The organism is Nocardioides sp. NPDC047086 (assembly GCF_040643685.1).
In the GTDB taxonomy this organism is placed as follows: Bacteria; Actinomycetota; Actinomycetes; order Propionibacteriales; family Nocardioidaceae; genus Nocardioides.
In genome coordinates this window covers 1-26311 of the sequence record NZ_JBEYUV010000032.1, presented here as the reverse complement: position 1 = coordinate 26311, position 26311 = coordinate 1, and the positions used below count along the sequence as shown (strand labels likewise).

Here is a 26311-nt window from a genome sequence, read left to right as displayed (position 1 = left end):
CCGCGCTGATCAGGTGACGTACTGGCCCATCAGCACCTGGATCAGCCGGCGGCCGACGGCCGTGGCGTGGGCGCGGTCGGAGCCGGCGAGCCCGAGGAGCGGGTCCAGGCCGCGTACGTGAGGGCCGAGGGCGATGTGCGGGAGCAGCATGATGATGGCGGCGACGAGGGCGTCGCGGTCGGTGTCCTCGCGGAGGGCGCCGATGGCGATGCCGATGTCGACCATGCCGCCGATGACCTCGAGATAGTCGACATAGACGGCCTCGCGGACGGCGGCGAGCGCCTTCGGGTTGTGCTCGAGGTTGGCCGAGACCAGCATCTGCCGGTGGCGCGGGTGGTCGTAGAAGTAGTCGATCCACGCATCCATGAGCATCTTGACCGAGCCGAGGTAGTCGGTCATCCACGGGAAGTCGGCGCTCGCGGCCTCCACCGCCACACGGATGTCGTGGCTGGCCCGGGCGATCAGGTGGACGAAGAGATCGGACTTGTCGGGGAAGTACTGGAACAGGCTGCCCTTGGAGATCCCGGCCTCACGGCAGATGGTGTTGAGGCTGGCGGCGTTGTAGCCCCGGACCCCGAACTCTTCCTCCGCTGCGCGGCGCACGGCATCGCGTTTGGCCTCCGGGAGACGCTCCCAGGTCGGCGTAGGCAAGGGCGCCACCCGTCCTCTCTCATGGCTGAACGCTCGCATCGTAGCGTGCCGCCGACGTGTTCCTTGACCGTGCCGCGGCGACGCCCCTAGTCTATGACCGGTGGTCATGTGACCGCCGGTCATGTTTGGGTGGAGGCACGATGTCGAGCACTGGGTACCGCGCGTCGGGAGTCGATGCGATGTTCGGGAACGACGTCTTGAAACGCCGGTCCCAGGCCGTCGCGGAGGCCGTGGCGGCGCGCTTCGTGCCGTCGACCTACACGCAGATCGACCGGATGGGTGTCACCGTGGTCCGGCTGGCTCTGTCGCCCTATCTCGTCGAGTTCGAGCTGGACTGGACGGACGATCTGGTCGAGGTCTTCGTCGGGCCCCTGCAGCCGAACCAAGCCGTCGGGCACGGGCCCCGGCGGCGACTGGTCGGGATGCTCACCGCCTATGACCGTGCGCTGTTCGAGAGCGAGACCAGGCGAGCGGTCGGGCGCGGTGGTCTGCGTGGCATTGCCGCCCAGATCGATGCCGCTGCCCGTGCGTTCGAGCGGTTCTGCGACGACACCCCGGCCTGCCGCGAAGTCGGTCTCTGACGCCGAGAGCTCAGCCGAGGGGGAGCGGAGCGCTCTCCTTGGTGTTGCCGAAGGCGAAGGTGGTCTCGATCGAGGCGAGCGCCGGCATGGTTCGGAGGTTGTCGCGCAGGAACTTCTCGTACGTCTCGAACGACGGGGTGACGACCTTCAGCAGGTAGTCGTGGTCGCCGGCCAGGACGTACGCCTCGGTGACCTCGGGAATGGCGCGAAGATGCTCCTCGACGGTCTCGACCGCGTCGGTCGTGTGGGTGGCCATCTTGATGCGTACGAACGCGGTGATGTTCATGCCGACGGCGTGCGGGTCGACGACGGCACGGTAACCGCTGATCACGCCGGCCTCCTCCAGGGCGCGGACCCGGCGCAGGCACGGCGAGGGGGAGAGGCCGACGCGGTCGGCCAGCTCCTGGTTGGTCAGGCGGCCGTTCTGCTGCAGCTCCCAGAGGATGTGCTTGTCGGTCTCGTCGATCGTGCGCATGGTGGCAGATTCTGCCACTCATCGGCCTGATCCTGGCAGATCTGGCAATCATCTGCGCTGGTGTTTTCCCTATCGTGGCGCGACATGGGGAAGTATCTGGGTTGGTCGGCGCTGGGGATGACGGTCGTGCTCTGGTCGTCGTTCGCGCTGAGCACGCGCGGCATCGGCGGGTCGAGCCTGACCGTCGCCGACGCGGCGCTCCTCCGGTTCGCGACGCCGGTGGTCCTGCTGGCCCCGCTGCTGCCGAGCACGATCAGGGCCGTACGCCGCGAGCGACCGTACGTCCTCGCGCTGCTGCTCGTGGGCGGCCTCCCGCACTTCCTCGTCTTCGCGTTCGGTGCCCACCTGACCAGCGCCGCGCTCACCGGGATGCTGGTCCCCGGCACCGTGCCGCTCTTCGTCACGCTGCTCGCGCTGGTCGGCGGCCGGGCCCCGATGCCGCCCCGGCGTGTGGTCGCGCTGGGGCTCATCACGGCCGGCGTCGGGGTCAGCGGGCTCCTGGTCGGCGGCGGCGCGTCCCTGGGCGGGGTCGGGCTGCTCCTTGTCGGAGGGTTCGCCTGGGCCGTGTTCACGACCGGCCTGCAGCGGACCGGCCTGACGCTCCTGCAGATGGTGCTGACCGTCTGCACCGTCTCGAGCCTGGCCGCGCTCGTCCTGGCCTCGGTCGGCGCGATGCCGTCGCACCTGCTGGCCGGCACCGCCGAGATCGGCGACGTGGCGCTCCTCACCGCGCTCCAGGGCGTCGGTACCGGCCTGATGTCGACGCTCTGCTACGCCTTCGCCGTCAAGGCGCTCGGCAGCGGCCGGGCCTCCGTGGGTGGTGCGGTGAGCCCGGTGCTGACCGCCGTCGTCGCGGTCCCGGTCTTCGGTGAGCCGATCGGCCTCGGGCTCGCCGTCGCGCTCGCGCTCATCGTGGCCGGCGTGGCCACGTTCAACGGGATCGGGGCGGCGCGCGGCTCAGCCGACGATGCGACCGTCCTCGAACCGGAGGACGTGGTCCGCGGCGGCGATGCTCTCCTCGTCGTGGGTGACGCACACGATCGTGGCGCCGCGGTCGGCCTCCTCGGCGAGGATCTCGCGGGTGCGCTGCCGGCTGGTGGCGTCGAGCCCCGCGGCGGGTTCGTCCAGGAGCAGGATCTCCGCGCGCTGGACGATGCCCTGAGCCAGTAGCGCGCGCTGGCGCTGTCCGCCGGAGAGCTCGCCGAACGTACGTCGCTCGAGGCCGGCCATACCGACCCGGTCGATCGCCCTCGCGATCGCGTTCTGCCGGTCGGCCCACCGGATCCGGCGGCCCCAGGTTCCGATCGCGGCGACGTCGTGGACGGTCACCGGTAGGGCCTCCGGCGTCGAGGGTCGCTGCACGACTAGGGCGAGCCGCCCGTGGCGGGCGACGGAGCCGCGTCGCGGGCTCCGCACCCCGGCGAGCAGCTCGACGAAGGTCGATTTTCCGGACCCGTTAGGCCCGGCGACGGCGGTGACCGTCCCGGCCCGGAATGCGGCGCTGACCTCGTGGATCACGTCTCGGCTGTCGTAGCCGAAGCAGAGGTCGTGGGCGGACAGGGAGGGGGACTCGGTCTGATCGAGGGGGAGCACGTGCCGCACTATAGCAATTGGTAACCATTCTCATTAAGCGCTAGAGTCCCGCCCCGTGCCATCGATCATCGAGCCCTTCCGGACCGACTTCATGCTGCAGGCGCTGGCCGGCGGGGTGCTGGTGGCGGCCATCTGCGGGGTCGTCGGCACCTGGGTCGTGATCCGCGGGATGGCGTTCCTCGGCGAGGCGATCGGGCACGGGATGCTCCCGGGAGTCGCCCTCGCGACGGTCCTCGGCGCCCCCGTCATGCTCGGCGGTGCGGTGAGCGCGATCGTCATGAGCGCGACGATCGGAGCGCTCCAGCGCCGTGGGAGGCTGACCTACGACACCAGCATCGGGCTGCTGTTCGTGGCGATGCTCTCGCTCGGCGTCATCATCATCTCCCACTCGCGCAGCTTCGCCACGGACGCGACGGCGATGCTGTTCGGCGACGTACTCGCCCTCGGGCCCGACGACGTCACCCTCCTCGCGATCGCCCTGGCGGTCACGCTGGCCATCGCCGTGGGCTTTCACCGGGCGTTCGTCGCCTCGGCCTTCGACCCCCGGATCGCCCGTACGTTGGGACTGCATCCGCAGCTGGCGCAGGTGATGCTCGTCGGTCTGGTGACCCTCGCCGTGGTCGCGTCCTACCAGGCGGTCGGCTCGCTGCTCGTGATCGCGCTGCTCCTCGCGCCGGCAGTGGCCGCCGGACGGTGGACCACGCGGATCCCGGCCACCATGGCCTGCGCCGCCGTGATCGGCGCCGCCGCGGTCCTCATCGGCCTGACCGCGTCCTGGTACGCGGGAACCGCAGCCGGAGCGTCGATCGCCTGCGCGGCCATCCTCACCGCGGTCGCCTCGGGGCTGCTCAACAGCGCCCTCGGTCTGCTTCGACGTCCGTCCCCCACCTCCGAAAGGACCTCATGCACCGCAGGACACTCGCCGGCATCGTCACCGGGCTGACGCTGGCTACCACCGCAGGATGTGGCGGCGCCGACGTCGGCGCCGACCCGGGCCTGGGCAAGGACCACGGCGCCGTCGAGGGCGCCCGGGAGGTCGCCGAGCCCCAGCTGCACCTGACCACGATCGACGCCGACGGCGCGGTCGCCCAGCTCGACCTCCTCGAGGAGAGCCCGACCGAGATCGGGACGATCGGTGCCCCGGGCGCGGTCGAGTCCGACGGCCGCTACCTGTTCGCGACCACCGCCGAAGGCGTGGAGATCGTCGACAGCGGGATGTGGACCTGGGACCACGGCGACCACTTCCACTACTACCGGGGTGAGCCGACGCTGGTCGGCACGGTCACGGGCGACGGCGATGCGACGGTGGCGACCGGTCCGCTGTCGACGGCCGGCTCGACGGGGGTCTTCTTCCGGGACAGCGGCGAGGCCGTCCTGCTCCACAACGAGGCCCTCGCCGACGGTGAGGTGCGCGAGCTGTTCCGGATCGACGCCGGGTCGCACGACGGCCTCGTCGCCCCGATCGGCGACGGGGCCCTGGTCACGGTCGCCGACGGCGGCGCGATCACCGTGATCCGCTATCACGACGCCGACGGCAAGGCGGTCGGGGAGGAGACCCCTTGCGCTCGGGCGAGCGGAACCATCGCCACCAAGGTCGGCGTGGTCGTCGGCTGCGCCGACGGCGCGGTGCTCGCCACCGAGACCGACGGCCGGATCGGGTACGAACGGATCCCCTACCCGAGCGAGGCACCCCGAGCGACCCGGTTCGACGGTCGGAAGAACCGCCCGACGGTCGCGGCGCTTTCCGGGAAGAGCGGGATCTGGCTCCTCGACACCCGCGAGCGGAGCTGGACCCACCTCGACGCCGGCACATCGCTGCATCAGGTGGTCGCCGTCGACGACGAGGAGGGACACGTACTCGCCCTCGACACCACCGGCCGCGTCCGGGTGTTCGCGGCCGAGGACGGCAAGCAGCTCGCGGTGACCGAACCGCTGGGCACGAGCGAGTCCGCGGAGATCCAGCTCGACCAGGACCGCGCCTACCTCAACGATCCGGCGAAGGGGGTCGTCCACGAGATCGCGTATGCCGACGAGGCCCGGATCGCGCGGACGCTCGAGACGCCTACCGTGCCGGAGTTCTTCGCGGAGACCGGCCGATGAGGCGCCTGCTCGGGGCCACCGTCGCAGCCCTCGCGATGGCTCTCACCGGCTGCGCCGGAGCAGCCGGCGGCGACGACCGCCCCCACATCGTGGTGACCACCAACATCCTCGGCGACGTCATCGCCGGCACGGTCGGCGATGCGGCCCGGGTGACCACCCTGATGCGGCCGAACGCGGACCCGCACTCGTTCGAGATCTCGGCTCGCGAGGCCGCGATGATGCGCGAGGCCGACCTGGTCGTTTCCAACGGGCTCGGGCTCGAGGAGGGCCTGCAGCGCCACCTCGACCGGGCGGCCGAGGCCGGTGTCGAGACGTACGTCGCGGGCGAGCGGATCGACGTCCTCGACTACGCCGATGGGGAGTCCGCCGGGACCCCGGACCCGCACTTCTGGACCGACCCGGCGCGGATGCGCGACGTGGTCGACGGCCTCGAGGTGGCAGTCAAAGACATCGAGGGGATCGACGAGCAGGCCGTGGCGCAGTCCGCGGCCGCGTACCGGACCGAGCTCGAGGAGCTCGATCAGGAGATGACCGAGTCCTTCGCGAGCATCGCGGAGCAGCAGCGCAGCCTGGTCACCAACCACCACGTGTTCGGCTACCTGGCCGACCGGTTCGGGTTCCGGGTCGTCGGCGCGGTCATCCCGGGTGGCACGACCCTGGCCGCGCCCAGCGCCGCCGACCTGCGCGACCTGACCGAGGCGATCGAGCGGGCCGACGTACCGACGATCTTCGCCGAGTCCTCCCAGCCGGACCGACTCATCCAGGTGCTCGCCGACGAGGCGGGCGTCGACATAGAGGTCAGCGAGCTGTTCACGGAGTCCCTGACCGAGAAGGGCGAGGGCGCCGACACCTATCTCACCATGATGCGCGCCAACACCGAGCGCATCACCAGCGGGCTCTCATCAGGGCCCACCGATTGAAAGGCACATCATGCACACCCCACAGAACCGTGCCCTCCGGGCCATCACGGCGGTGGCCGGCGTATCGCTGGCGCTCTCGGCGTGCGGATCCACCGCCGAAGGCGAGGAGTCGGCGACCTCCGAGGCCGACAAGAGCAGCCGCCTCGCGGTCTCCTACGCCAACGGGATCGCCGTGCTGGACGCCGAGTCCCTCGAGGTCGTCGAGGAGTTCGAGACCGAGGAGTTCGTACGTCTCAACCCGATCGGCGACGGCCGCAACCTCACCGTCACCACCATCAAGGGCTTCCAGGTGCTCGACACCCGGACCCCCGAGCTGACCGACCTCCTCTTCCCGGCCGACACGGGTGGCCACGTCGTCCACCACGGCGACAAGACAGTCCTCTTCGCCGACGGCAGCGGCGAGACGACCATCTTCGAGACCGGCGCGCTGGGTGACGCCGACAAGCTCCCGGAGACCACCACCTGGACGGCTCCCGAGGCCCATCACGGCGTGTCGATCGTGCTCGAGGACGGCACTCTGCTGACCACGGTCGGCACCGAGGAGAGCCGCTCGGGAGCGATCGCCCTCGAGGCCAAGGGCGGCGGCTTCGAGCAGGTCGCCGCCAACGACGCCTGCCCGGGCATCCACGGCGAGGGCACCGCGGCCGGCGAAGCAGTCGTCTTCGGCTGCGAGGACGGCGCGCTCCTCTACCGGGACGGTGCGTTCGAGAAGCTCCAGGCGCCCGACGAGTACGGCCGGATGGGCAACGCGTACGTCTCCGAGACCAGCCCGCTCATCGTCGGCGACTACAACACCGACCCCGACGCCGAGGGCTACCTGCTCGACACGGTCACCCTCATCGACACCGAGAAGAGCACCCTGAAGCCGGTCGCGCTCCCCGAGGGCGTCGAGTACACCTTCCGCGATGTCGCCCGCGGCCCGGAGGACCTCGCCTACATCCTCGCCACCGACGGCTCGATCCATGTCCTGGACCCGGCGACCGGCAAGGTCACCGACGAGTTCCCGGTCGTGAAGCCCTGGGAGGGGCCCGCCGAGTGGCAGGACCCGCACCCGGCGATCAAGGTGAGCGGCGACCTCGCCTACGTCACCGAGCCGGCCGCCAACACGGTTCACGCCGTTGACCTCACCTCCGGTGAGATCACCGCCTCGGTCGAGCTCGACAAGCAGCCGAACGAGATCGCGATCGGCTGATCCTCGTCCTGTCGTGCTCGGCTCAGTCGCTCGCCGGAGCCACCATCGGCGTACCGGCGACCGGGTCGGGCACGACGACGCAGGGCAGCCCGAACGCCTTCTCGACGACCTCCGCGGTGACCACCTCGGCGGGCGGCCCCTCGGCGAGGATCCGGCCGTCCGCCATGACCACGAGGTGGTCGCTGTAGCGGCAGGCGAGGTTGAGGTCGTGCAGCACCGTGACGATCGTGCGCCCGGTCTCGCGGTTGAGCGTACGCAGCAGCCGCAGCAGGTCGACCTGATGACTGATGTCGAGGTACGTCGTCGGCTCGTCGAGCAGCAGCAGATCCGTCTCCTGGGCGAGCGCCATCGCGATCCAGACCCGCTGACGCTGACCTCCGGACAGCTCGCGCAGCGGGCGGTCGACGAGCTCGCCGGTGTCGGTTGCCTCGAGCGCCGCCGCGACCGCCTCCTCGTCCCGGGCGCTCCAGTGCCGGAACCACCCCTGGTGCGGGTGGCGTCCGCGGGAGACCAGGTCACCGACCGTGATGCCGTCGGGCGCGACCGGGGTCTGGGGGAGCAGGCCGAGGATCCGGGCGACCTCGCGCGAGCCGCGGTCGAGGATCGGGGTCCCGTCGAGCAGCACCTCGCCGGCGGACGGACGCAGCAGCCGGGCGAGGCCCCGCATCAGCGTCGACTTGCCGCAGGCGTTGGCACCGACGATCGCCGTCACCCGCCCGTCGAGCACGTCGAGATCGAGTCGGTCGACGACCACCCGGTCGTCGTAGCCCAGCGACAGCTCGCGCGCCGCGAGCCGCGGCGCCGGGGTTCTCTGCGGCCGGTTCATCCGCCCATCCCTCTCCGGTTGGTGGTGGCGATGAGCCACAGCAGGTACGGCGCGCCGACGGCGCCGGTGACGACACCGGTCGGGACCTCGACCGGCAGCAGGTTCATGGCGATGTAGTCCGCGACCAGGCACACGATCGCGCCGACCGCACCGGCGGCGACGATGCCTCCGCGGGCGCTGCCGAGCAGCCGGTCGGCGACCGGCCCGGCCACGAGGGCGACGAACGCGATCGGCCCGGCGACCGCGGTGGCCAGCGAGACCAGCAGGACGCCGGTCGCGATCAGCGCGAGCCGGGTCGCCTCGATGCGTACGCCCAGACCGCGGGCGGTGTCGTCGCCCAGCTCGACGGCGCGGAGCATCCGCTGGAGCAGCGGCACCAGCGGCACGAGCACGACGACGGCGACCAGCAGCGCGTTGTTCTCCGCGTCGCCGGCCTGCCCGATCGAGCCGGTGAGCCAGTGCAGCGCGGCCCGGGCCTCGGTGAGCGAGGTGCGGGTGAGCAGATAGCCGGTGACCCCGGTGCAGAACGCCGCGGTGCCGATCCCGATCAGCACGAAGCGATAGCCGGTGATGCCGTCGCGCCAGGCCAGGACGTACATCACGATCGCGGTCAGCAGCCCGCCGCCGAAGGCCAGCAGGGGAAGGCTCACCCCGGCGAGCGTCGGCACCGCGATGCCCGCGACCGCCGCGACGCTCGCGCCCGCGGAGATGCCGACGAAGTCGGGCGAGGCCATCGGGTTGCGCAGCAACTGCTGGAAGATCGTGCCGGCGGCGCCGAGGGCCAGCCCGACACACACGGCCGCCTTGACCTGCGGCCCGGTCAGGTCGCGCACGATGAAGTCGACCGCGGCATGGTCGCGCAGATGGAGCAGCGAGGCCAGCACCTGGTCGAGGCTGAGCTGGACCGAGCCGAAGCAGAGCGTCAGCAGGGCCAGCACGGCGGCGACGACCAGCAGGACCGCAGGTACGAGGCCTGCCCGGATCCGGCGGTGGCGACGCGTCCGCCGTAGGGCCATGACGGTCTGGGTCGTGACGCTCATAGGTCCGCCAACCGGGCGTAGCGGACGAGGATCACGAAGAACGGGGCGCCGAGGATGCCGAGGACCACGCCGACCTGGAGCTCCCCGGTGCCGCCCAGGACGCGACCCAGGATGTCCGCCCCGAGCAGCAGCAGCGTACCCAGGACCATCGAGTAGGGGAGGACCCAGCGGTAATCGGGACCGCACAGGAAACGCGCCACGTGCGGCACCACCAGACCGACGAAGACGACGGGACCGCACGCGGCGGTCGCGGCCCCGCAGAGCAGCCCGACGACCAGGAACGACAGGATCCGCGTACGCGTCAGGGAGACGCCCAGCCCGCGGGCGGCGTCGTCGCCGAGGGCCAGTGCGTTGAGCCAGCGCCCGCACAGTAGCGCCAGGGCCACGCCGACCAGCAGGAACGGAGCCACACCGGTCACGATCGGCGCGTACCGGCCGGCCAGCGAGCCGACCTGCCAGAAGCGGTACTGCTGCTGGGCGTCGAGGTCGGTGAGCAGCAGCCCGGTCGTCACCGCGGTCAGCCCGGCGGTGATCGCGGCGCCGGCGAGGGCCATCTTCACAGGTGTGGCACCGTCACGGCCGAGCGACCCGACGGCGTAGACGAGGACCGTCGCTGCGAGCGCCCCGGAGAACGCCGCGACGACGTGGAACCCCAGCGAGCCGATGCCGAGCAGGGTGATCGAGGCGACCACCGCGAAGGCGGCCCCGGCGTTGACACCCATGATCCCCGGGTCGGCGATCGCGTTGCGAGTCAGGCCCTGCAGGAGGGTGCCCGCGAGCCCGAGGGCCGCGCCGGCGAGGAGTCCGAGCACGGTCCGGGGGACCCGCATGCGAACGGTCACGGTGTCCTCGACCGAGGAAGAGCCGGCGCTGTGTGCATTTCCGGGCCGGAAGGCGTCGAGGACCTCGGTCAGCGCGATGTCGCGCGACCCGAGGGTCACGCTGAGGAAGGCGAGGACGGGCACGAGGGCGACGAGCAGCAGCAGGCCGACGGCGAGCCCGGAGGCTCGCCGTCGTACCGGTGCGGGTGCCGCGGTGGCGACAGAGGTGGTCACCGCCGGGGTCAGTCGCCGATGGTGTCGTCGACGTCGGCCAGATCGGCGGTCAGCTTGGTCAGGGCCTCGGCGTAGTCGGCGTAGGTGTGCAGCCAGAAGGCCGGCCACTCGATGACCTGGCCTTCCTTCGCCGCGCGGATCGACGTCCAGGTCGGCTGGCCCTCGGCCGTCTTCGTGGCGTCCACGAAGGTGCGGCTGTCGATCAGCAGCACGTCGGGCTGGTACTTGTCGGCGTTCTCCCAGCTCAGGTTCTCCCAGTAGGGGAAGTCCGGGTCCGGCGAGTCGGGCGTGACCACCTGCAGGCCCCACTCGGTGAAGTCCAGCAGCTCCGGGGCGTACTCCGGGTTGGCGGCGTAGAGCAGGTCGTCGGCGGGGGAGACCGCCAGCGCGGTCAGGTCCTTGTTCTTCATCTCCGCGATGAAGCCGTCACGGGCCTTCTCGAAGGCCGCCTTGTCCTGGGCGCCCGGGGAGCTCTCGATGTCCGCGCCGAGGCTCGCGGCGAGGTCCTCGTAGCCCTCGGCCAGGTTGAGGATGGAGCCGCCCTGGGACGGGCCGACGACCGGCGCCAGCTCGGCCAGCTTCTTGCTCTTCGCCTTCGTGCCGTTCTCCAGCCCCGAGTGTGCCTTCTCGGCCGGCCACCAGTCGGCGACGATCAGGTCGGGGCTCAGCGTCGACGCCTTGGCGACGTCGATCGAGCCCCACTCCTCGCCGAGCACCTCGATGTCGGTCAGGTCGACGCCGTCCAGGTTCGGATCGGTCTCGACCGGCTCGTCGCCGTAGATGCCGACCGGGCGGATGCCGTACGAGATCAGCGCGGCGGCCGCCGGGGCGTGCGCGATTATCCGGGTCGGTGTCTTGTCCGACTTCACGACCTCGCCCGAGCCGTCGGTGAAGCTCCACGGACCGTCGGGAACCGAGGACGCCCCCGACGCCGGTTTCGCACCACCGTCGTCGGCGATGTCGGAGGAACAGGCAGTCAGTGCCAGGACCAGGGCGGCTGCCGTGGCGGCGACGAGGTGGGGTCTCATGAGGTGAGGCTAACCTAATTTCGCCTCACCTGGGGGTGATCGGTCGTCTAGGAGAGTGCCCGGCGGGAGCTGTCGAGGAACGTACGGAAGGCCTTGCGGTCCTCGGGGCCGAGGTCGGCCAGCATCTGCTCCTCCAGCTCTTCGACGCGCGGGTCGTAGGTGTCGAGGAAGGCGCGGCCCTCGGTGGTGAGGCTGATCAGCATGCGGCGCCGGTTGTCGGGGTCGGTGCGGCGCTCGATGAGGCCGCGGCGCTCGAGGGCGCCGATGAGATCGGCGGCGGACTGGGCGCGTACGAACGAGGCGCGGGCCAGGTCGGCCGCGCTCATCGTGGGGCGGCGCTCGAGTACGGAGAGGGCGGTGTACTGCAGGGCGGTGACCCCTGATTCCTTCAGGACGGCGTCGAGGCGGGCTCGGGTCGCGAGCTCGCTCGGGGTCGAGCGGTTCTTCGATGGCCTCGAGCCGGACGTACGCGCTGTCGTCATCGACGCCGACGGCGACCACTTCTGCGCCGGGCTCGACCTGTCCGAGATGACCGAGCGCGACACCCTCGCCGGCGTCAGCCACTCGCGGATGTGGCACCGGGTCTTCGAGAAGATCGAGTTCGGGCCGGTGCCGGTCGTGGCGGCGCTGAAGGGCGCGGTGGTCGGGGGCGGGCTGGAGCTGGCCGCTGCCGCGCACGTCCGGGTCGCGGAGGAGTCCACCTTCTACGCGTTGCCCGAGGGGCAGCGCGGGCTCTTCGTCGGCGGCGGAGCCTCGGTACGCGTCCCGCGGCTCATCGGGGTGTCCCGGATGGCCGACATGATGCTGACCGGCCGTCGCTATGACGCGCAGGAGGGGCTGGCCCTGGGACTGAGCCAGTACGCCGTGGCCGATGGTCTGGGCCGCAAGACCGCCCTCGAGCTGGCCGGCCGGATCGCCCGGAACGCGCCGCAGACCAACTTCGCCGTCGTGCAGGCGCTGCCGCGCATCGCCGAGGCCAACCCCCGAGACGGCTTCCTGATGGAGTCGCTCATGGCCGCGATCGCCCAGGGGACCGACGATGCCAAGGGCCGGATGCAGGACTTCCTCGCCGGACGCGCCGGGAAGGTGACGGACCAGTGAGCATCGAGCAGGGTGACATCGTCTGGACCCCGTCGGCGGACGTGCTCTCCACCTCCCGCGTCGGTGAGTTCCTGGCCTGGCTCGCCCGCGAGCGGGACCTGGAGATGACCGCCCACGAGGAGCTGTGGCGCTGGTCGGTGACCGACCTCGACGATGATCAGAACCGCGCCACCCGCACCCATGGGGTCAGTATCCCGACAGCGGCGGTGCATCGCACCGCCAATCCGCCGCTGAGCCGAACGTCTAGGAGACGGTCTCGACGATGCAGAGGGCCAGCGTGGAGAAGTAGACGACCCCGGCGAACACGGCGTGGAAGCTGACCCGGAAGGGCAGCCGGCCCTTGAACATCGAGCGGAGGGCGAGCTTGTAGGTGTTGACCGTCGAGAGGTGGCTGCCACCCATCCGTCGCGTACGCCACAGCAGCATGTTGTCGCCGAAGCCGTTGCCGACGGTGATGAGCGCGAAGGCGGCCCACGCCCAGAGGATCTGGCCGGCCAGGACGTACGCGGTCCAGGAGGCGAGCCCCAGGACGGAGAGGCCGACGTGCGTGAGCACCACCGGTGGACGGACGCGACCGTGCCGGAACCAGCCCGTCAGCAGCAGGACTCCGACCGTGGCCTGGACGAGCCACGCCACGAGGACGACGTACGACATGGTGCGACCGTACGGGCCCTCGAGGCGCGGCGGACCGACCGAGCGGGCCATCCCCGATAGAGGGGACGCCGTCGGATCGGAGCGTCAGAACGGGGTGAGCGTCACCGCCATCTCGGAGGCGTTGTCCTCGACGTAGGAGGCGAAGCCGCCGACGTCGTCGAAGGCGAACCCGTAGGCCTTCCCGTCGACCGTGTTGTCGTGCATCGCCTTGGAGTACGCATGGACCGGCGGGCCCTGGTAGAACCCGCCCGGGTCGCCGGTGGGCTGGTCGGCGGAGGCGAGCAGCGTGGTCCGGTTGAAGCCGGCGCCGAGCACGGCGGCGACCGGACCGGTGATGCCGTCGTTGGGTGCGGCCAGCGCTCCGTCGCAGAAGAGCACGTCCCGGGTCGAGGGCCGGCTGAAGGCCTTGACCCCGCCGTCGAAGACGAACTGGTCGCCGCTGACCCTGCCTCGGAAGGTGGTGTTGTTGGCGTTGACGACCAGGTCCTTGCCGGCGTACGTCGACCACACCTGGTCGATGTAGGAGTCGAAGAACGTCGAGGAGAACCTCCCGGCGTCCAGCCCGTGTCCCGGCGCGATGATCCGGCGGTCGTCGACCACCAGCGAGCCGAAGTCGGAGGAGGCCGAGACGGCGGAGAAGATCTTCGCGCGGCCGCCCTCGACGAGGGTGCCGGTGGTCGGGGACTGCTCACCGGTCAGCGCGATCGAGAGCGGGACGCTGAACATGTCGACCATGGTGGTGTTGCAGTAGATCCGGCCGCTCTTGTAGGTGAACTCGACGCAGTCGTGGAGCACGCCGTAGCTGGGGTCGGACTCGACCCACGCCGCCGGGTAGGCGAGTGCGTTGCCCTCGTTGACCTTGAACTTCAGCTTGTCGCCGAGCGAGAAGTAGATCCGGCCGGACATGTCGGCGGGGATCTGGGAGAGCGTGTCGCCGCTGCCCGCGAACGGGATCGCGTAGTCCGCGTAGCCGTCGGCGCCGTTGTCGGCGAGAGAGACGGGCACGAGCGTGCCCTCGGGCGTGACCCGGGACTGCGCGCCCGTCGCCAGGTCGGTGCCGACGATGTAGAAGTGGATGGAGGCGTTGTCGTACGCGCCGGTCCGGTTGGCGAAGCGGAGCTGGATGCCGGCCTGGGCTCCGAGCCGTTGCGGGCGCATGGCTTGTGCGGCTTGCCATCCGGTCCCGCCGAGGAGCGGCACGGCGACGGCGGCAGAGGTGGCGGCGAGTACAGATCGTCTGGTCAGCATGGGACCTCCCGAGTGGGGAACTGTAGGAACGCGAATTACAGTAAGGGTCCTTTACAGTAAAAGTCCATACCCTTGGCCGGCGGCGTCGGGACGGCGTCGGTTCGATCACAAATGCCGATCACGTGACCAAAACCGCCTTCCGGGGGCAGCGGATGTTTCGTCAACCTCGCTAGCCTGAATGCTTGTGAAAGTTGTCGTGCTCACCGGAGCCGGGATCTCCGCCGAGAGCGGTCTCGCGACCTTCCGCGATGCCGATGGGCTCTGGCAGGGTCACCACGTCGACAGTGTGGCGACGCCCGAGGCGTTCCATCGCGATCCCGCGACGGTCCATCGGTTCTACGATGACCGCCGCCGCGAGCTGCGCGCGGTGGTGCCCAATCCGGCCCACATCGCGCTGGCCAGGCTCGAGCAGGTCCTCGGCGACGAGCTCCTGGTGGTCACGCAGAACGTCGACGACCTGCATGAACGCGCCGGCTCCCGCAGGGTGGTGCACATGCACGGCGAGCTGCTCTCGGCCCTCTGCGACTCCTGTCAGGGCCGGTTCGCCTGGGATGACGACCTCGCCGACGCCCCGGCCTGCCCGGGGTGCGGCAACGACACGCTGAGGCCCGACGTGGTGTGGTTCGGCGAGATGCCCTACGACCTCGACCTGATCGAGCGGGCACTCGCCCAGGCCGACCTCTTCGTCGCGATCGGCACCAGCGGCGCGGTCTACCCGGCCGCCGGTTTCGTACGCATGGCCGCCCGCGCCGGGGCCAAGACGCTCGAGCTCAACCTGGACTCGTCCGAGACCTCGCACCTCTTCGACGATGCCCGTCAGGGGCCGGCCGGCAAGCTGGTGCCCGAGTGGGTTGCCGACGTTCAGGCCCTCGCGCGTTGACCCCTTCGTAAACTCTGTCACGATAGGCCGCGTGTTTCGCCATGCCGTGCTCACGACTGCCCTCATCGTCGCGCTGACCAGCGCTCTCGCCGGCTGTGGTGACGAGGAGGGATCGCTGTCCCAGGCGCGTGAGTACGCCAAGGAGCCCGGCAACCAGATCGCCGAGGACGCCCGCACCGCGATGCACGACATCAAGACCGTGCACGTCGAGGGTGACGTGCTCGATTCGCAGAGCACCAAGATCACCGTCGACCTCGACGTCTCGGCCGACGACGCCTGCGTCGGCAAGGTCAGCATCGGCGACGGCGAGATCTCGCTGCGCTCCATCGACGGCTCGGCCTGGTACCAGGGAGACAAGGAGTTCTGGAAGTCCATCGCGCCCGCCAAGGGCGAGGGCGAGCGCATCGCCGAGCGGGTCGGAAAGAAGTGGGTGAAGCTCGAGGGCGAGCTGGCCAGCCTGCGCGCCTTCTGCAGCATCGACAGCCTCACCGCCCAGATGGTCCCGGCCGAGGCCGAGGCCCAGGCGATCGGTCCGGCGATGGCCGCCGACGGCCCCTCCGTCCGCCTCGACGTCACCCACGGCGAGACCGAGAGCCGGACGTACGTCCTGGCCTCGGAGCCCCACCGGATCGTGAAGTGGACCCAGGGCAGCTCCGGCGAGCTCACCTTCTCGGACTTCGACAAGGAGTTCCAGGTCGAGGAGCCCCCCGCCGACGAGGTCTTCGACCTCGCCGAGCTGGAGAAGTGACTGCCTAGGAATGAATCCGTGGTCGTGAGGATTGCTAAGTAATGTGCCTACCTCGATCAGACCCACGCGCAGCTCTGTAGGACTTCGGAGCGAACGCGGGCCGATCCTGCTCGCGGTGATGGTGTCGCTGAGCCTGGTCGCGATCGACATGACGATCCTGGCCACCGCGGTGCCGAGCGTGGTCAAGGACCTCGGCGGCTTCGAGCAGTTCCCGTGGCTCTTCTCGATCTACGTGCTGGCGACCGCGGTGACCACGCCGCTGTACGCCAAGGTCGCCGACCGGCTCGGCCGCAAGCCGGTGATGATCGCCGGGGTCGTCGCGTTCCTGGTCGGGTCGCTGCTGTGTGGGCTGGCGTGGTCGCTGACCGCGCTGATCATCTTCCGGGCGATCCAGGGGATCGGCGCCGGGGCGATCCAGCCGATGGCGATGACGATCGTCTCCGACATCTACACGCTGGAGGAGCGGGCGGTCGCGACGTCGTACGTCGCCTCGGTCTGGGCCACCGCCGCCATCGTCGGCCCGACGCTCGGTGGGGTCTTCGCCGACTACCTCGACTGGCGGCTGATCTTCCTGATCAACCTGCCCCTCGGGGCGGTCGCGCTGTGGCTGCTGCGGCACTTCCACGAGGACCGCCGGCCGGCCACCGATCCTCGGGCCATCGACTGGGCCGGTGCGGGACTGCTGACGGTCGGCGGGATCGCGCTGCTGCTCGGGCTGCTCGAGGGCGGGCACGCCTGGGGGTGGGCCTCGCCGGCCTCACTCACGATCTTCGCGGTGGGCATCGCGGCCCTGGTCGCCTTCGGGTTCGTCGAGCGCCGCGCCGCCGACCCGGTGCTGCCGCCGTGGGTCCTCGGCCACCGCGTCCTCGCGCCGGCCAACGCCGCCAGCCTGATCGTCGGCGTGGTGATGCTCGGGCTGACGACGTACGTCCCGCTCTATGCCCAGAGCGTGCTCGGTCACTCGGCGCTGGTGGCCGGATTCGCGCTCGCCGGGATGAGCATCGGCTGGCCGATCGCCGCCGCCACGGCCGGCCGGATCTACCTGTCCCGAGGCTTCCGGACCGCCGTCGGGCTCGGGGCGCTGCTCGTCCTCCTGGGCGGGGCGGTGCTGGCGACGGTCGGGGAGAACTCGTCGATCTGGCACCTGGCGATCCCGTGCTTCGTGCTCGGTCTCGGGTTCGGCTGGTCGGTCAACCCGGGCATCGTCGCCGCCGGGTCGGCGGTCGACTGGGAGGTGCGCGGGGTGGCGACCGGGTCCAACATGTTCGCCCGCTCGGTCGGCTCGGCGCTGGGCGTCGCGCTCTTCGGTGCGGTCGCGAACGGGCTGGTCAGGCATGAGTACGCCGGGGGAGAGGTGCCGCCGCTCGAAGCCCTGCCGGCCGATGTCCTCGCGCCGGCGCTGCATGTCGTCTTCCTCGTCGGTCTGGTCGTCTCGCTTCCGCTGCTGCTGGTGGCCTGGCGTACGCCGGTCCGGATCACCAGATGAACAGTGGTTACCACCGGGTAACCACTGCGTCGTAGACTCCGAGGCATGCTGAAGCGCGACCACTATGAGGAAGACCACGAGGACTTCCGAGCCTCCGTCCAGCAGTGGCTGGAGCGTTCGGTCAAGCCCCACACCGACAAGCACATCGCCGACAAGGCGCTGCCCCGCGAGTTCTGGCTGGAGGCTGGCGAGAACGGCTTCCTCGGTCTCGCGATCCCGGAGGAGTACGGCGGCGCCGGCGCCGAGGACTTCCGCTTCAACGCGGTCCTCGCCGAGGAGCTCGCCAAGATCGGCGCGGCCTACCCGACCTGCGTCGGCATCCACTCCGACATCACCGCTCCCTACCTGGTCCGCCTCGGCACCGAGGAGCAGAAGCAGCGCTGGCTCCCGGGCGTGGCCTCCGGTGAGATCCTGCTCGCGATCGGCATGACCGAGCCCTCCGGCGGCTCCGACCTGGCCGCGCTGAAGACCACCGCGGTCCGCGACGGCGACGAGTGGGTCATCAACGGCTCCAAGACCTTCATCACCAACGGCTACTCCTGCGACCTGGTCATCACCGCGGTCCGCACCGACCCGGAGAAGGGCGCCAAGGGCATCACCCTCTTCGCGATCGAGGCGACCAAGGAGGGCTTCTCCCGCGGCCGCAAGCTCGACAAGGTCGGCATGGAGGAGTCCGACACCGCCGAGCTCTTCTTCGAGAACGTCCGCGTCACCGACGCCGAGATCATCGGTGAGCTCAACCGCGGCTTCATCCACATGATGGAGGAGCTCCCGCAGGAGCGCGTCTCGTGTGCGGTCGCCAACATCGCGCAGGCCAAGCAGATCCTGCTCGAGACCGTGCAGTACGCCAAGGACCGCAAGGCCTTCGGCCAGTCCATCGGTGCCTTCCAGCACAACAAGTTCCTGCTCGCCGAGCTGGTCACCCAGATCGAGGTCGCCGAGGCGTACGTCGACAAGTGCGTCGCCGCCCACGCCCGCGGTGAGCTCACCCCGGTCGAGGCGTCCAAGGCCAAGTGGTGGTCCTCGCAGGCGCAGTCCGAGGTCCTCGACCACTGCGTCCAGATCCACGGCGGCTACGGCTTCATGAACGAGTACCGCGTCGCTCGCGCTTGGCGCGACGCCCGCGTCACCAAGATCTGGGCCGGTTCCAACGAGATCATGAAGGAGCTCATCGGCCGCGACCTCGGCTTCTGAGTCGTCTCTTTCGTACGTCGCTGACGGGCGTCCACCTCGAGGTGGGCGCCCGTCGGTGTGTTTCGGGGTGTTTCGACGCTGCGACGGCCTGTTGAAATCTCGCGCTGTCTATTGTCAACAATCAGCGCATTCGGTCACGATGATCTGGTGGCGGGAACGGTGTTGGTGTGGTGAGCGTCTTCGGCCCCGGGGAGTTCGCGGAGCGGCTGGGGAACGTGCAGCAGCGGATGGTGGAGCGGGGCTGGTCGGCGCTGGTGGTCGCGGACCCGGCCAACCTCTACTACCTGACCGGCTACAACGCCTGGTCGTTCTACGTACCGCAGTGTGCGGTGGTGCCGGCTCGCGGTGAGCCGCACCTGTTCCTGCGGGCGATGGACGCGCACGGCGCGACGCATACGGCGGTGCTGCCGGAGGAGCGGATCCATGCCTATCCGGAGGAGCTGGTCCACCGGCCCGACATCCATCCCTACGACCACATCGCCGCACAGGCGCGGGAGCTCAATCTATTTGTCGACAATCCTGATGCGGTCGTCGCGATGGAGCTGGACGCCCACTATCTGCCGGTGCGCGGCTTCCTGGCGGTGCAGCGGGCCCTTCCGCACACGCGGATCGTCGACAGCGAGGAGCTGGTCAACTGGGTACGCCTGGTGAAGTCGCCCGCCGAGCAGGACGAGCTGCGGGCCGCCGGCGAGGTCGCCCAGCGGGCGATGACCGCGGCGCTGACGGGGGTGCGGTCGGGGCGGCGGGAGTGCGACGTCGTCGCCGATATCCAGGCCGCCCAGACGGTCAGCGTCGGCGGCGTCGGCGGTGACTATCCGGCGCTGGTGCCCCTGCTGCCGACCGGCGACAGCGCCGACACACCCCATCTGACCTGGACCGACAGGGTGCTGCGGCGCGGTGAGGCCACCACGGTCGAGCTCGCCGGCGTACGCAACCGCTACCACGCCCCGCTCGCCCGCACCGTCTGCCTCGGCCCACCGTCCGCCAAGCTCCTCGACTGCGCCGCCGCGACTGCCGAGGGCATGGAGGCAGCCCTCGGCTCGATGAAGCCGGGGGCTGCCGGTGCCGACGTCCATGCCGCCTTCACCCGGGTGATCGCCGCCCACGGGCTCAGCAAGGACTCCCGGATCGGCTACTCGATCGGGGTCGGCTTCCCGCCCGACTGGGGCGAGCGGACGGTGAGCCTCCGGGCCGGCGAGGAGACGGTTCTCGAGCCCGGGATGGCCTTCCACGTGATCCTCGGGATGTGGATGGACGGCTGGGCCTACGAGCTCTCCGAGTCGGTCCTGGTCACCGAGCACCTGCCCGAGCCGCTGACCTCGATGCCGCGTCAGCTGATCATCAACGATTGAGGAGCGTCACCTTGTCTGCAATCCGCACGGACGCCCGGCTGCCCCTGGCAGCACGCAGCGAGCAGCTCGTCGGGTCGGTGATCGACTCGAGCACCTCGCTGCTGGCCGAGCAGACCCACGACATCGTCCGCCTCGCGATGGGCAGCCCGGCCCAGGACTCGATCCCGGCCGCCGCGCTGGCCGAGGTCCCGCTGGAGCCGCACGCCTTCGACTACGCCGCCACGGAAGGCGACCCGGTGCTGCGTGAGGCCCTGCTGGCCCAGCTGGCCGGCACCAGCGACGCGACCACACCCGACCGGCTCACCATCACCTCCGGCGGGATGCAGGGCCTCGACCTCGTCCACAAGCTCTTCACCGACCCCGGCGACCTGGTCGTCATCGAGGCGCCGACCTACACCAACGGCACCGCGACCGCGCTCTCCTACTCCGCAGACCTCCTCGAGATCCCGGTCGACGAGGAGGGCCTCGACGTGGAGCGGCTGGAGGCAGAGGTACGCCGCACCGACCGCCGCCCGAAGTCGATCTATGCCATCCCCACCTTCCAGAACCCGTCCGGGGCGACCCTGTCGCTGGAGCGGAGGGTCCGGCTCATCGAGCTCGCCCGCGAGTGGGGCTCGATCCTGATCGACGACGACCCCTACGGTCTGCTGCGGTTCGCCGGTGATCCGCTCCCGACGCTGCACGAGCTGGCTGAGGGAGACCCGCTGGTCTTCTCGGTGCGCACCTTCTCCAAGACCGTCGCACCCGGGCTGCGGGTCGGCTGGGTCGACGCCGACCCGTCGCTGGGGCAGCTCCTGATCAACGCCAAGCAGGCGATGGACACCTGCACCAACCTGCCGGCGCAGCGGCAGCTCGCCGGTTTCCTCGACTCCGGCGGGTTCGACGCCCACGTCGCCGATCAGCGGATTGTCTACAAGGAGCGGAAGGAGGCGATGCGCGCGGCGCTGACCGAGCACTTCGAGGACCGTGCCACCTGGACGGACCCCGACGGCGGCTTCTTCCTCTGGGTCACCTTCGACCCGCCGGTCTATACCACCGCGCTGTTCGAGGTCGCGCTCGCCGAGGGGGTCGCGCTGATCCCCGGCAACGCGTTCTCGCCCGGTGGGCTCTTCCCGCACGCGATGCGCCTCTGCTTCGCCTCCACCCCGCCTGCCCGGATCGCCGAGGGCATCGCCCGGCTGCGCCGGGCGGTCGACCGTTTCGCCCGGGAGGCGCGGTGACGGCGGTCGATCCCGAGGAGGTGGTCGCGCTCGCCCAGCGACTGGTACGCGCCCGCTGCCAGAACCCGCCGGGGGAGGAGGCCGCGACCGTCGCGGTGCTCGCCGAGGAGTGTCGACGGCGAGGGTTCGAGGTCGTTCTCGACGAGGTCGCGCCCGGCCGCGCGAACCTGATCGCGCGGGTCGGGAGAGGGCCCGGTCCGGGCCTGCTCGTCGTGAGCCACTCCGACGTGGTCCCGCCCGGCGACGGTTGGAGCGGCGACCCGTTCTCCGGTGACGTACGCGACGGGCGGCTGCACGGGCGCGGCAGCGCCGACACCAAGGGCGGCCTGGCGGCTGCGATCGTCGCATTGTCCACAGTCGACAAAACCCTGGACCGGCCCGCCATCACCCTCGCCGTGCTCGTCGACGAGGAGGAGCTCGGCTTGGGCATCCGCCACTTCGTCCGCCGTGATTTATCGACAAATAGCCACTCGGCCTGCGTGGTCGTCGAGCCGACCAGTCTCCAGCCCGTGATCGCCGCCCGCGGCGACGCCTACCTGGAGATCACCCTCACCGGCCTGGCCGCCCACTCCGGGAACCCGTCCGACGGCCACAACGCGATCCACGGCATGGCCCAGGTGATCGCGGAGATCGAGCGCTGGCACGACGAGCTGGCTGCGAGCCCGCACCCGCTGTGCGGTCCGGCCACCTGGAGCGTCGGCACCGTCGAGGGCGGCCAGGCAACCTCGACGGTCGCCGCACGCTGCCGGATCACCGCCGACCGCCGCCTGCTCCCGGGTGAGCTCGCAGGGGACGTACGGAAGGAGGTCGAGCGCCGTCTGGAGGCCCTCGGCCTTGCCGCCCGCGGTCTCACCCTCGACGTGCGGATGACCATGGACATGCCCGGTTTCGAGACCCCTGTCGACGATCGGATTGTCGACGAAGTCGCCGCAGCGCTGACCGCAGCCGGAGCACGGCCCGCTGAGCCCACCGGCTGGACGGCTGCCTGCGACGGCGGCTTCATCGCGAGCGTGGGCATCCCGGTCGTCGTGCTCGGTCCCGGCTCCGTCGCCGAGCAGGCCCACCGCCCCGACGAGAGCGTCGAGATCACCGAGCTGGCCATTGCCGCACGCGTCTATGCCTCTCTCTTCCAGCACCACGGTCGACGGACGGCGCCGCGCTCACGGTAAAGACATCGACAGACTGCCGGAGACCGGCATGATGACCGCCATGACTCAGCGTTCCTCTGTCGCCATCACCCGTGCGTACGTCGTCCCGGTCTCGGGCGAGCCGATCGAGAACGGCACGGTCGTGATCGAGGACGGGGTGATCACCGCGGTGGGAGCAGACGTCGCCATCCCTGACGGCATCGACACCATCGACGCGCAGGGAAAGTGGCTGCTCCCCGGATTCGTCGAGGGACACGGCCACATCGGTACCCACGAAGAGGGCGAGGGCTGGGCCGGTGACGACACCAACGAGATGACCGACCCCGACGGCGCTGGCCTGCGGGCGATCGACGCGATCAACATCGAGGACGAGGGCTTCCGCGACGCCCTCGCGGGCGGGGTGACCACGGCGGTGATCAAGCCCGGGTCGGGCAACCCGATCGGCGGCCAGACGGTCGCGATCAAGACCTGGGGCGGGCGGACGATCGACGAGCAGGTCGTCTCCGACGCGGTCTCGGTCAAGAGCGCCCTCGGCGAGAACCCCAAGCGTGTCTACGGCGACCAGAAGAAGACCCCGTCGACCCGGCTCGGCGTCGCCAACGTCATCAGGAAGGCCTTCGTCGACGCCCAGAACTACGCCGCCAAGGCGGCCGCCGCCGAGGAGAAGGGCGAGCCCTTCGATCGCGACCTCGGCAAGGAGACCCTGGCCCGCGTGCTCGCCGGCGAGCTCGCCTGGGACCAGCACACCCACCGCGCCGACGACATCGCCACCGCCATCCGGCTGAGCGAGGAGTTCGGCTACCGCCTCGTGGTCAACCACGGCACCGAGGGCCACCTGCTCGCCGACGTGCTCGCGGAGAAGGACATCCCGGTCATCTACGGCCCGATGTTCGTGTCCCGCTCGAAGGTCGAGGTGCGCAACCGCGCCAACCGCAACCTCGCCGCCATGGCCGCCGCCGGTGTCCGGGTGGCGATCACCACCGACCACCCGGTCATCCCGATCAACTTCCTGGTCCACCAGGCCTCCTTCGCCGTACGCGACGGCCTGCCGCGCGAGACCGCCTTGGCCGCGATCACCACGAACCCGGCGAGCTTCCTCGGCCTCGACGACCGGGTCGGCGCGATCGCGCCGGGTCTCGACGGCGACGTGGTCATCTGGTCCGGAGACCCCCTCGACACCGACCACCGCGCCGAGCGCGTCTTCATCACCGGGACCGAGGTCTACACCTGGGACAGCGAGGCCGATGCGGGGCGCGGAGGCGGGCGCACGCGCGAGCGTGTGACGCGGTTCGGGAGCTGATCGTGCGCAACGAACCTCGAACCGCTGACGTACCCATGGGTATGACCCCCACCGAGACCAGCACCGACAAGCGCAGGATCCGCCCCGCGGCGTACCTGCTTCCCGTTCTGGCGCTGACCCTGGCGCCGACGTTGGCCGGATGTGGCTCCGAGGCGACCGACCCAGGCGCTAACGTGTCTGATGTGCCCACATCGTCCAGTCCGACGCCCGCCGAGGACCCGCAGGTCGCAGCTGCGATCGCCGACCTGGCCAAGCGCCAGGGGGTGAAGAGCGAGGAGATCACCGTCGTCTCCCACGACCAAGTGACCTGGCGCGACGGCAGCCTCGGCTGCCCCGAGCCCGGGAAGATGTACACGATGGTCCTGACCGACGGCGTCCGCGTGGTGCTCGAGGCTGCGGGGAAGACCTACGAGTATCACGGCGGCGAGAGCGGCCCGGTCCGTTTCTGCGAGAACCCGCAGGAGCCGGTCCCCGGCGAGGCGAGCAGTGACGCTCCACAGTGAGGGTGCCCACGCGGGGCACGGCGACGCCGAGGAGCGGGCCGAGGGCCTGAACAATCGGCTCAACTGGCTGCGCGCAGGCGTCCTCGGAGCCAACGACGGCATCGTCTCCACCGCCGGGGTGGTGATGGGTGTCGCGGGCGCGACCACCGATGACAGCACGATCCTCATCGCCGGCGTCGCCGCCCTGGTGGCCGGCGCGATCAGCATGGCGGCGGGGGAGTACGTCTCCGTCTCGACCCAGCGCGACACCGAGGAGTCGCTGATCGCCAAGGAGCGCCGCGAGCTGCGGGAGACGCCCGAGGAGGAGCTCCGCGAGCTCGAGGGGTTCCTGCGCGACCGCGGTCTCGAGCCCGACACCGCGGTCGATGTCGCCCGTCAGCTCACCGAGCGGGACGCGCTGCGCGCCCATGCGGCCCTGGAGCTCGGGATCGACGTCGACGACCTCACCTCGCCCTGGGCGGCGGCCGGGGCGTCGATGATCTCGTTCACGCTCGGGGCGCTGCTGCCGCTGCTGGCGATCACACTCCTCCCCGACAGTGCCCGCATCTGGGCGACGATCCTCACGGTCACCGTCGCGCTCGCGGTCACCGGCTGGACCAGCGCGCGCCTCGGCTACGCGCCACCCGTCCGGGCGGCGCTGCGCAACGTCGCCGGCGGCCTGCTCGCGATGCTGGTGACCTACGTCGTCGGCGACCTCCTCGGCACACAACTCGGGTGACCCGGCCCCGACCGCCGGGCACAATGGACAGTGATGAATCGAATGTTCGTGGCGGTGATCCCGCCGGAGTCGGTATCTGCGGATCTCGACGAGTTCTTGTCCGTACGCCGCGCCGCGGCCGCCTTTCGCTGGTCGGCGCCCGACCAGCTCCACCTGACGCTCGCCTTCGCCGAGCACGTCCCCGACAGGTCCCTCGATGACGCGATCGAGCGGCTGGAGACGGCCGCGGGGCGGCGTACGCCCTTCGAGTTGACCGTCACCGGCGGCGGCGCCTTCCCCAACGTGGCCGAGGGCAAGGTCCTCTACGCCGGCGTCGAGACCGACGCAGGCGAGGAGCTCGACCGGGTCGCCGCCGGGACCAGGAACGCGCTGGTCAAGGCCGGCGCCGAGGTGGACGGCGGACGGTTCCGTCCCCACCTGACACTCGCCCGCACCGGTACGCCGGTCGAGCTCAGCAACTGGGTACGGCTGCTCGATGCCTACCGTGGCCCGACCTGGACCGTCTCGTCGTTCGCGCTGGTGCACTCGCGGCTCGGCGAGGGACCGAGGAAGCATCCGGTCCACGAGGTCATAGCAGAGTTCCCCTTCGGTTGAGACAAGCCCCGGGCGGTACCGCTCGGAACCCCACATCGCTACCGTGTGCGGCCAGTTTCTGACCTGACCAGAGGAGAACCGGACATGAGTCGTCGAGTGGGGCGCAACGCCTACACCGGACTTTTCAACGACGTCGTACTGCTTGCCGCCCGCGTGGTGGTCGGTGGGATCTTCGTCGCGCACGGCTGGCAGAAGTACGACCAGGGTTTCGCCGGCACCGAGCAGTTCCTGGGCGGCCTGGGTGTCCCGGAGCCCGCGATCGCCGCCCAGGTCGCGACCTACATCGAGCTCGTCGGCGGCGCTCTGCTGGCCGTCGGCCTCTTCGCCCCGATCGCCGGGGTGCTGCTGGCCGCTCAGATGGCCGGCGCGATCTGGTACGCCCATCGCACCACCGAGGTCTTCGTCGACCAGGGCGGCTGGGAGCTCCCCGCCGCGCTCGGCGTCGCCGCCCTCGTGCTCGGCATGGTCGCCCCCGGCCGGATCACCCTCGACCAGCTCCTCACCTGGCCGTTCAAGGCACGCGCCGCCAAGCGCCGGGCCCGGGACGAGTCGGCCGAGGCCGAGGCCGCCGAGGTCCCGCCGCACGTCGAGGAGTCGGTCACCGTCAAGGCCTGACCCCCCCGCTGGTCGAGCCGCCGGAGCCGCTAGGCGGAGGCGTGTCGAGACCCTTCTTGGGCACCCAGATACGGCCGTCGTTACGCAGC

At 70.5% G+C, this 26311-nt stretch carries 28 protein-coding genes and 1 pseudogene; 19 read left to right on the top strand and 10 right to left on the bottom strand.

The annotated features are described in order from the left end of the window. Positions 1 to 9: 9 nt before the first annotated feature. Positions 10 to 651, bottom strand: a complete 642-nt coding sequence (locus ABZ796_RS20870) for a TetR/AcrR family transcriptional regulator (RefSeq protein WP_357339443.1) — start codon at positions 649 to 651, stop codon at positions 10 to 12. Between the two features lie 140 nt (positions 652 to 791). Here ABZ796_RS20870 and ABZ796_RS20865 point away from each other — a divergent pair, with 140 nt between their 5' ends. Continuing rightward, on the top strand, positions 792 to 1232 hold the full coding sequence (locus ABZ796_RS20865) for a hypothetical protein (protein ID WP_357339442.1): 441 nt from the start codon (positions 792 to 794) through the stop codon (positions 1230 to 1232). A gap of 10 nt (positions 1233 to 1242) precedes the next feature. Here ABZ796_RS20865 and ABZ796_RS20860 read toward each other — a convergent pair whose 3' ends face one another. Further along, positions 1243 to 1707: an Lrp/AsnC family transcriptional regulator gene (locus ABZ796_RS20860; protein ID WP_357339441.1), complete on the bottom strand. Its 465-nt coding sequence runs from the start codon at positions 1705 to 1707 to the stop codon at positions 1243 to 1245. An 84-nt stretch (positions 1708 to 1791) separates the two neighbouring features. Here ABZ796_RS20860 and ABZ796_RS20855 point away from each other — a divergent pair. Beyond that, positions 1792 to 2625, top strand: a pseudogene (locus ABZ796_RS20855) (EamA family transporter); the annotation flags it as partial. A gap of 39 nt (positions 2626 to 2664) precedes the next feature. On the opposite strand, the gene aztA reads toward ABZ796_RS20855, so the two are convergent. Beyond that, positions 2665 to 3300: a zinc ABC transporter ATP-binding protein AztA gene (aztA, locus tag ABZ796_RS20850; RefSeq protein ID WP_357339439.1), complete on the bottom strand. Its 636-nt coding sequence runs from the start codon at positions 3298 to 3300 to the stop codon at positions 2665 to 2667. 55 nt (positions 3301 to 3355) lie between these two features. Here aztA and aztB point away from each other — a divergent pair, with 55 nt between their 5' ends. Genes aztB through aztD form a run of 4 tightly spaced genes read left to right on the top strand, consistent with a single transcriptional unit; the run spans position 3356 to position 7512 of the window. Beyond that, positions 3356 to 4243 (top strand): zinc ABC transporter permease AztB, encoded by an 888-nt coding sequence (aztB, locus tag ABZ796_RS20845; RefSeq protein ID WP_357339437.1) that lies wholly within the window; start codon positions 3356 to 3358, stop codon positions 4241 to 4243. After that, entirely contained in the window at positions 4204 to 5400 is a 1197-nt protein-coding gene (locus ABZ796_RS20840) for an ABC transporter (RefSeq protein ID WP_357339435.1), read from the top strand. Before aztB ends, ABZ796_RS20840 begins: the two co-directional genes overlap by 40 nt. Further along, a complete protein-coding gene (gene aztC / locus ABZ796_RS20835) occupies positions 5397 to 6320 on the top strand; it encodes a zinc ABC transporter substrate-binding protein AztC (protein WP_357339433.1) in 924 nt (307 codons plus the stop codon). Before ABZ796_RS20840 ends, aztC begins: the two co-directional genes overlap by 4 nt. Before the next feature lie 10 nt (positions 6321 to 6330). Continuing rightward, positions 6331 to 7512, top strand: a complete 1182-nt coding sequence (gene aztD / locus ABZ796_RS20830; protein ID WP_357339431.1) for a zinc metallochaperone AztD — start codon at positions 6331 to 6333, stop codon at positions 7510 to 7512. Positions 7513 to 7534: 22 nt separating this feature from the next. Here the strand turns inward: aztD and ABZ796_RS20825 are convergent, their stop codons facing one another. The 5 genes from ABZ796_RS20825 to ABZ796_RS20805 are packed head-to-tail and all read right to left on the bottom strand — an operon-like array spanning position 7535 to position 11787. Continuing rightward, complete coding sequence (locus ABZ796_RS20825; RefSeq protein WP_357339430.1) at positions 7535 to 8338, bottom strand: ABC transporter ATP-binding protein; 804 nt, start codon at positions 8336 to 8338, stop codon at positions 7535 to 7537. Continuing rightward, positions 8335 to 9378, bottom strand: a complete 1044-nt coding sequence (locus tag ABZ796_RS20820) for an iron chelate uptake ABC transporter family permease subunit (RefSeq protein ID WP_357339428.1) — start codon at positions 9376 to 9378, stop codon at positions 8335 to 8337. The genes ABZ796_RS20825 and ABZ796_RS20820 overlap by 4 nt, the downstream gene beginning before the upstream one ends. Next, positions 9375 to 10433: an iron ABC transporter permease gene (locus ABZ796_RS20815; RefSeq protein WP_357339426.1), complete on the bottom strand. Its 1059-nt coding sequence runs from the start codon at positions 10431 to 10433 to the stop codon at positions 9375 to 9377. The genes ABZ796_RS20820 and ABZ796_RS20815 overlap by 4 nt, the downstream gene beginning before the upstream one ends. Positions 10434 to 10441: 8 nt before the next feature. Beyond that, entirely contained in the window at positions 10442 to 11461 is a 1020-nt protein-coding gene (locus tag ABZ796_RS20810; protein WP_357339424.1) for an ABC transporter substrate-binding protein, read from the bottom strand. A gap of 47 nt (positions 11462 to 11508) precedes the next feature. Beyond that, on the bottom strand, positions 11509 to 11787 hold the full coding sequence (locus ABZ796_RS20805; protein WP_357339422.1) for a MarR family transcriptional regulator: 279 nt from the start codon (positions 11785 to 11787) through the stop codon (positions 11509 to 11511). A 46-nt stretch (positions 11788 to 11833) separates the two neighbouring features. On the opposite strand from ABZ796_RS20805, the gene ABZ796_RS20800 reads away from it, so the two are divergent. After that, positions 11834 to 12562: a crotonase/enoyl-CoA hydratase family protein gene (locus ABZ796_RS20800; protein ID WP_357339420.1), complete on the top strand. Its 729-nt coding sequence runs from the start codon at positions 11834 to 11836 to the stop codon at positions 12560 to 12562. A 243-nt stretch (positions 12563 to 12805) separates the two neighbouring features. Here the strand turns inward: ABZ796_RS20800 and ABZ796_RS20795 are convergent, their stop codons facing one another. Both ABZ796_RS20795 and ABZ796_RS20790 read right to left on the bottom strand, forming a co-directional pair. Next, a complete protein-coding gene (locus tag ABZ796_RS20795; protein WP_357339418.1) occupies positions 12806 to 13216 on the bottom strand; it encodes a hypothetical protein in 411 nt (136 codons plus the stop codon). Positions 13217 to 13300: 84 nt separating this feature from the next. Beyond that, a complete protein-coding gene (locus tag ABZ796_RS20790; protein WP_357339416.1) occupies positions 13301 to 14464 on the bottom strand; it encodes a beta-1,3-glucanase family protein in 1164 nt (387 codons plus the stop codon). Between the two features lie 178 nt (positions 14465 to 14642). On the opposite strand from ABZ796_RS20790, the gene ABZ796_RS20785 reads away from it, so the two are divergent. The 12 genes from ABZ796_RS20785 to ABZ796_RS20730 all read left to right on the top strand — a co-directional run bounded on the left by ABZ796_RS20785 (position 14643) and on the right by ABZ796_RS20730 (position 26222). Continuing rightward, entirely contained in the window at positions 14643 to 15344 is a 702-nt protein-coding gene (locus tag ABZ796_RS20785; protein WP_357339415.1) for an NAD-dependent deacylase, read from the top strand. 46 nt (positions 15345 to 15390) lie between these two features. After that, positions 15391 to 16092, top strand: a complete 702-nt coding sequence (locus ABZ796_RS20780; RefSeq protein WP_357339413.1) for a hypothetical protein — start codon at positions 15391 to 15393, stop codon at positions 16090 to 16092. A 118-nt stretch (positions 16093 to 16210) separates the two neighbouring features. Beyond that, the gene (locus tag ABZ796_RS20775; protein ID WP_357339492.1) at positions 16211 to 17578 is read left to right on the top strand and encodes an MDR family MFS transporter; all 1368 of its coding nucleotides are present in this window, start codon (positions 16211 to 16213) and stop codon (positions 17576 to 17578) included. Between the two features lie 48 nt (positions 17579 to 17626). Then, on the top strand, positions 17627 to 18772 hold the full coding sequence (locus ABZ796_RS20770) for an acyl-CoA dehydrogenase family protein (RefSeq protein ID WP_141796132.1): 1146 nt from the start codon (positions 17627 to 17629) through the stop codon (positions 18770 to 18772). 170 nt (positions 18773 to 18942) lie between these two features. Then, positions 18943 to 20124 (top strand): Xaa-Pro peptidase family protein, encoded by a 1182-nt coding sequence (locus ABZ796_RS20765; RefSeq protein WP_357339411.1) that lies wholly within the window; start codon positions 18943 to 18945, stop codon positions 20122 to 20124. Between the two features lie 11 nt (positions 20125 to 20135). Then, on the top strand, positions 20136 to 21344 hold the full coding sequence (locus tag ABZ796_RS20760) for a PLP-dependent aminotransferase family protein (RefSeq protein ID WP_357339409.1): 1209 nt from the start codon (positions 20136 to 20138) through the stop codon (positions 21342 to 21344). Continuing rightward, the gene (locus tag ABZ796_RS20755) at positions 21341 to 22513 is read left to right on the top strand and encodes a M20 family metallopeptidase (RefSeq protein WP_357339408.1); all 1173 of its coding nucleotides are present in this window, start codon (positions 21341 to 21343) and stop codon (positions 22511 to 22513) included. The genes ABZ796_RS20760 and ABZ796_RS20755 overlap by 4 nt, the downstream gene beginning before the upstream one ends. A 40-nt stretch (positions 22514 to 22553) precedes the next feature. Then, positions 22554 to 23792 (top strand): amidohydrolase, encoded by a 1239-nt coding sequence (locus ABZ796_RS20750; RefSeq protein ID WP_357339407.1) that lies wholly within the window; start codon positions 22554 to 22556, stop codon positions 23790 to 23792. Between the two features lie 2 nt (positions 23793 to 23794). Further along, positions 23795 to 24295, top strand: a complete 501-nt coding sequence (locus ABZ796_RS20745; RefSeq protein WP_357339406.1) for a hypothetical protein — start codon at positions 23795 to 23797, stop codon at positions 24293 to 24295. Next, positions 24279 to 25013, top strand: a complete 735-nt coding sequence (locus tag ABZ796_RS20740; protein WP_357339404.1) for a VIT family protein — start codon at positions 24279 to 24281, stop codon at positions 25011 to 25013. Before ABZ796_RS20745 ends, ABZ796_RS20740 begins: the two co-directional genes overlap by 17 nt. Positions 25014 to 25046: 33 nt before the next feature. Further along, a complete protein-coding gene (thpR, locus tag ABZ796_RS20735) occupies positions 25047 to 25607 on the top strand; it encodes an RNA 2',3'-cyclic phosphodiesterase (RefSeq protein ID WP_357339403.1) in 561 nt (186 codons plus the stop codon). A gap of 84 nt (positions 25608 to 25691) precedes the next feature. Beyond that, positions 25692 to 26222: a DoxX family protein gene (locus tag ABZ796_RS20730; protein ID WP_357339402.1), complete on the top strand. Its 531-nt coding sequence runs from the start codon at positions 25692 to 25694 to the stop codon at positions 26220 to 26222. Positions 26223 to 26311 lie beyond the last annotated feature (89 nt).

Coding starts and splice junctions, on each gene's coding strand:
- ABZ796_RS20825 (WP_357339430.1), bottom strand. CDS start 8,338: ATGAACCGGCCGCAGAGAACCCCGGCGCCGCGGCTCGCGGCGCGCGAG.
- aztD (WP_357339431.1), top strand. CDS start 6,331: ATGCACACCCCACAGAACCGTGCCCTCCGGGCCATCACGGCGGTGGCC.
- ABZ796_RS20795 (WP_357339418.1), bottom strand. CDS start 13,216: ATGTCGTACGTCGTCCTCGTGGCGTGGCTCGTCCAGGCCACGGTCGGA.
- thpR (WP_357339403.1), top strand. CDS start 25,047: ATGAATCGAATGTTCGTGGCGGTGATCCCGCCGGAGTCGGTATCTGCG.
- ABZ796_RS20860 (WP_357339441.1), bottom strand. CDS start 1,707: ATGCGCACGATCGACGAGACCGACAAGCACATCCTCTGGGAGCTGCAG.
- aztC (WP_357339433.1), top strand. CDS start 5,397: ATGAGGCGCCTGCTCGGGGCCACCGTCGCAGCCCTCGCGATGGCTCTC.
- ABZ796_RS20805 (WP_357339422.1), bottom strand. CDS start 11,787: ATGAGCGCGGCCGACCTGGCCCGCGCCTCGTTCGTACGCGCCCAGTCC.
- ABZ796_RS20865 (WP_357339442.1), top strand. CDS start 792: ATGTCGAGCACTGGGTACCGCGCGTCGGGAGTCGATGCGATGTTCGGG.
- ABZ796_RS20785 (WP_357339415.1), top strand. CDS start 14,643: ATGCTTGTGAAAGTTGTCGTGCTCACCGGAGCCGGGATCTCCGCCGAG.
- ABZ796_RS20730 (WP_357339402.1), top strand. CDS start 25,692: ATGAGTCGTCGAGTGGGGCGCAACGCCTACACCGGACTTTTCAACGAC.
- ABZ796_RS20775 (WP_357339492.1), top strand. CDS start 16,211: ATGGTGTCGCTGAGCCTGGTCGCGATCGACATGACGATCCTGGCCACC.
- ABZ796_RS20840 (WP_357339435.1), top strand. CDS start 4,204: ATGCACCGCAGGACACTCGCCGGCATCGTCACCGGGCTGACGCTGGCT.
- ABZ796_RS20790 (WP_357339416.1), bottom strand. CDS start 14,464: ATGCTGACCAGACGATCTGTACTCGCCGCCACCTCTGCCGCCGTCGCC.
- ABZ796_RS20820 (WP_357339428.1), bottom strand. CDS start 9,378: ATGAGCGTCACGACCCAGACCGTCATGGCCCTACGGCGGACGCGTCGC.
- ABZ796_RS20810 (WP_357339424.1), bottom strand. CDS start 11,461: ATGAGACCCCACCTCGTCGCCGCCACGGCAGCCGCCCTGGTCCTGGCA.
- ABZ796_RS20750 (WP_357339407.1), top strand. CDS start 22,554: ATGACTCAGCGTTCCTCTGTCGCCATCACCCGTGCGTACGTCGTCCCG.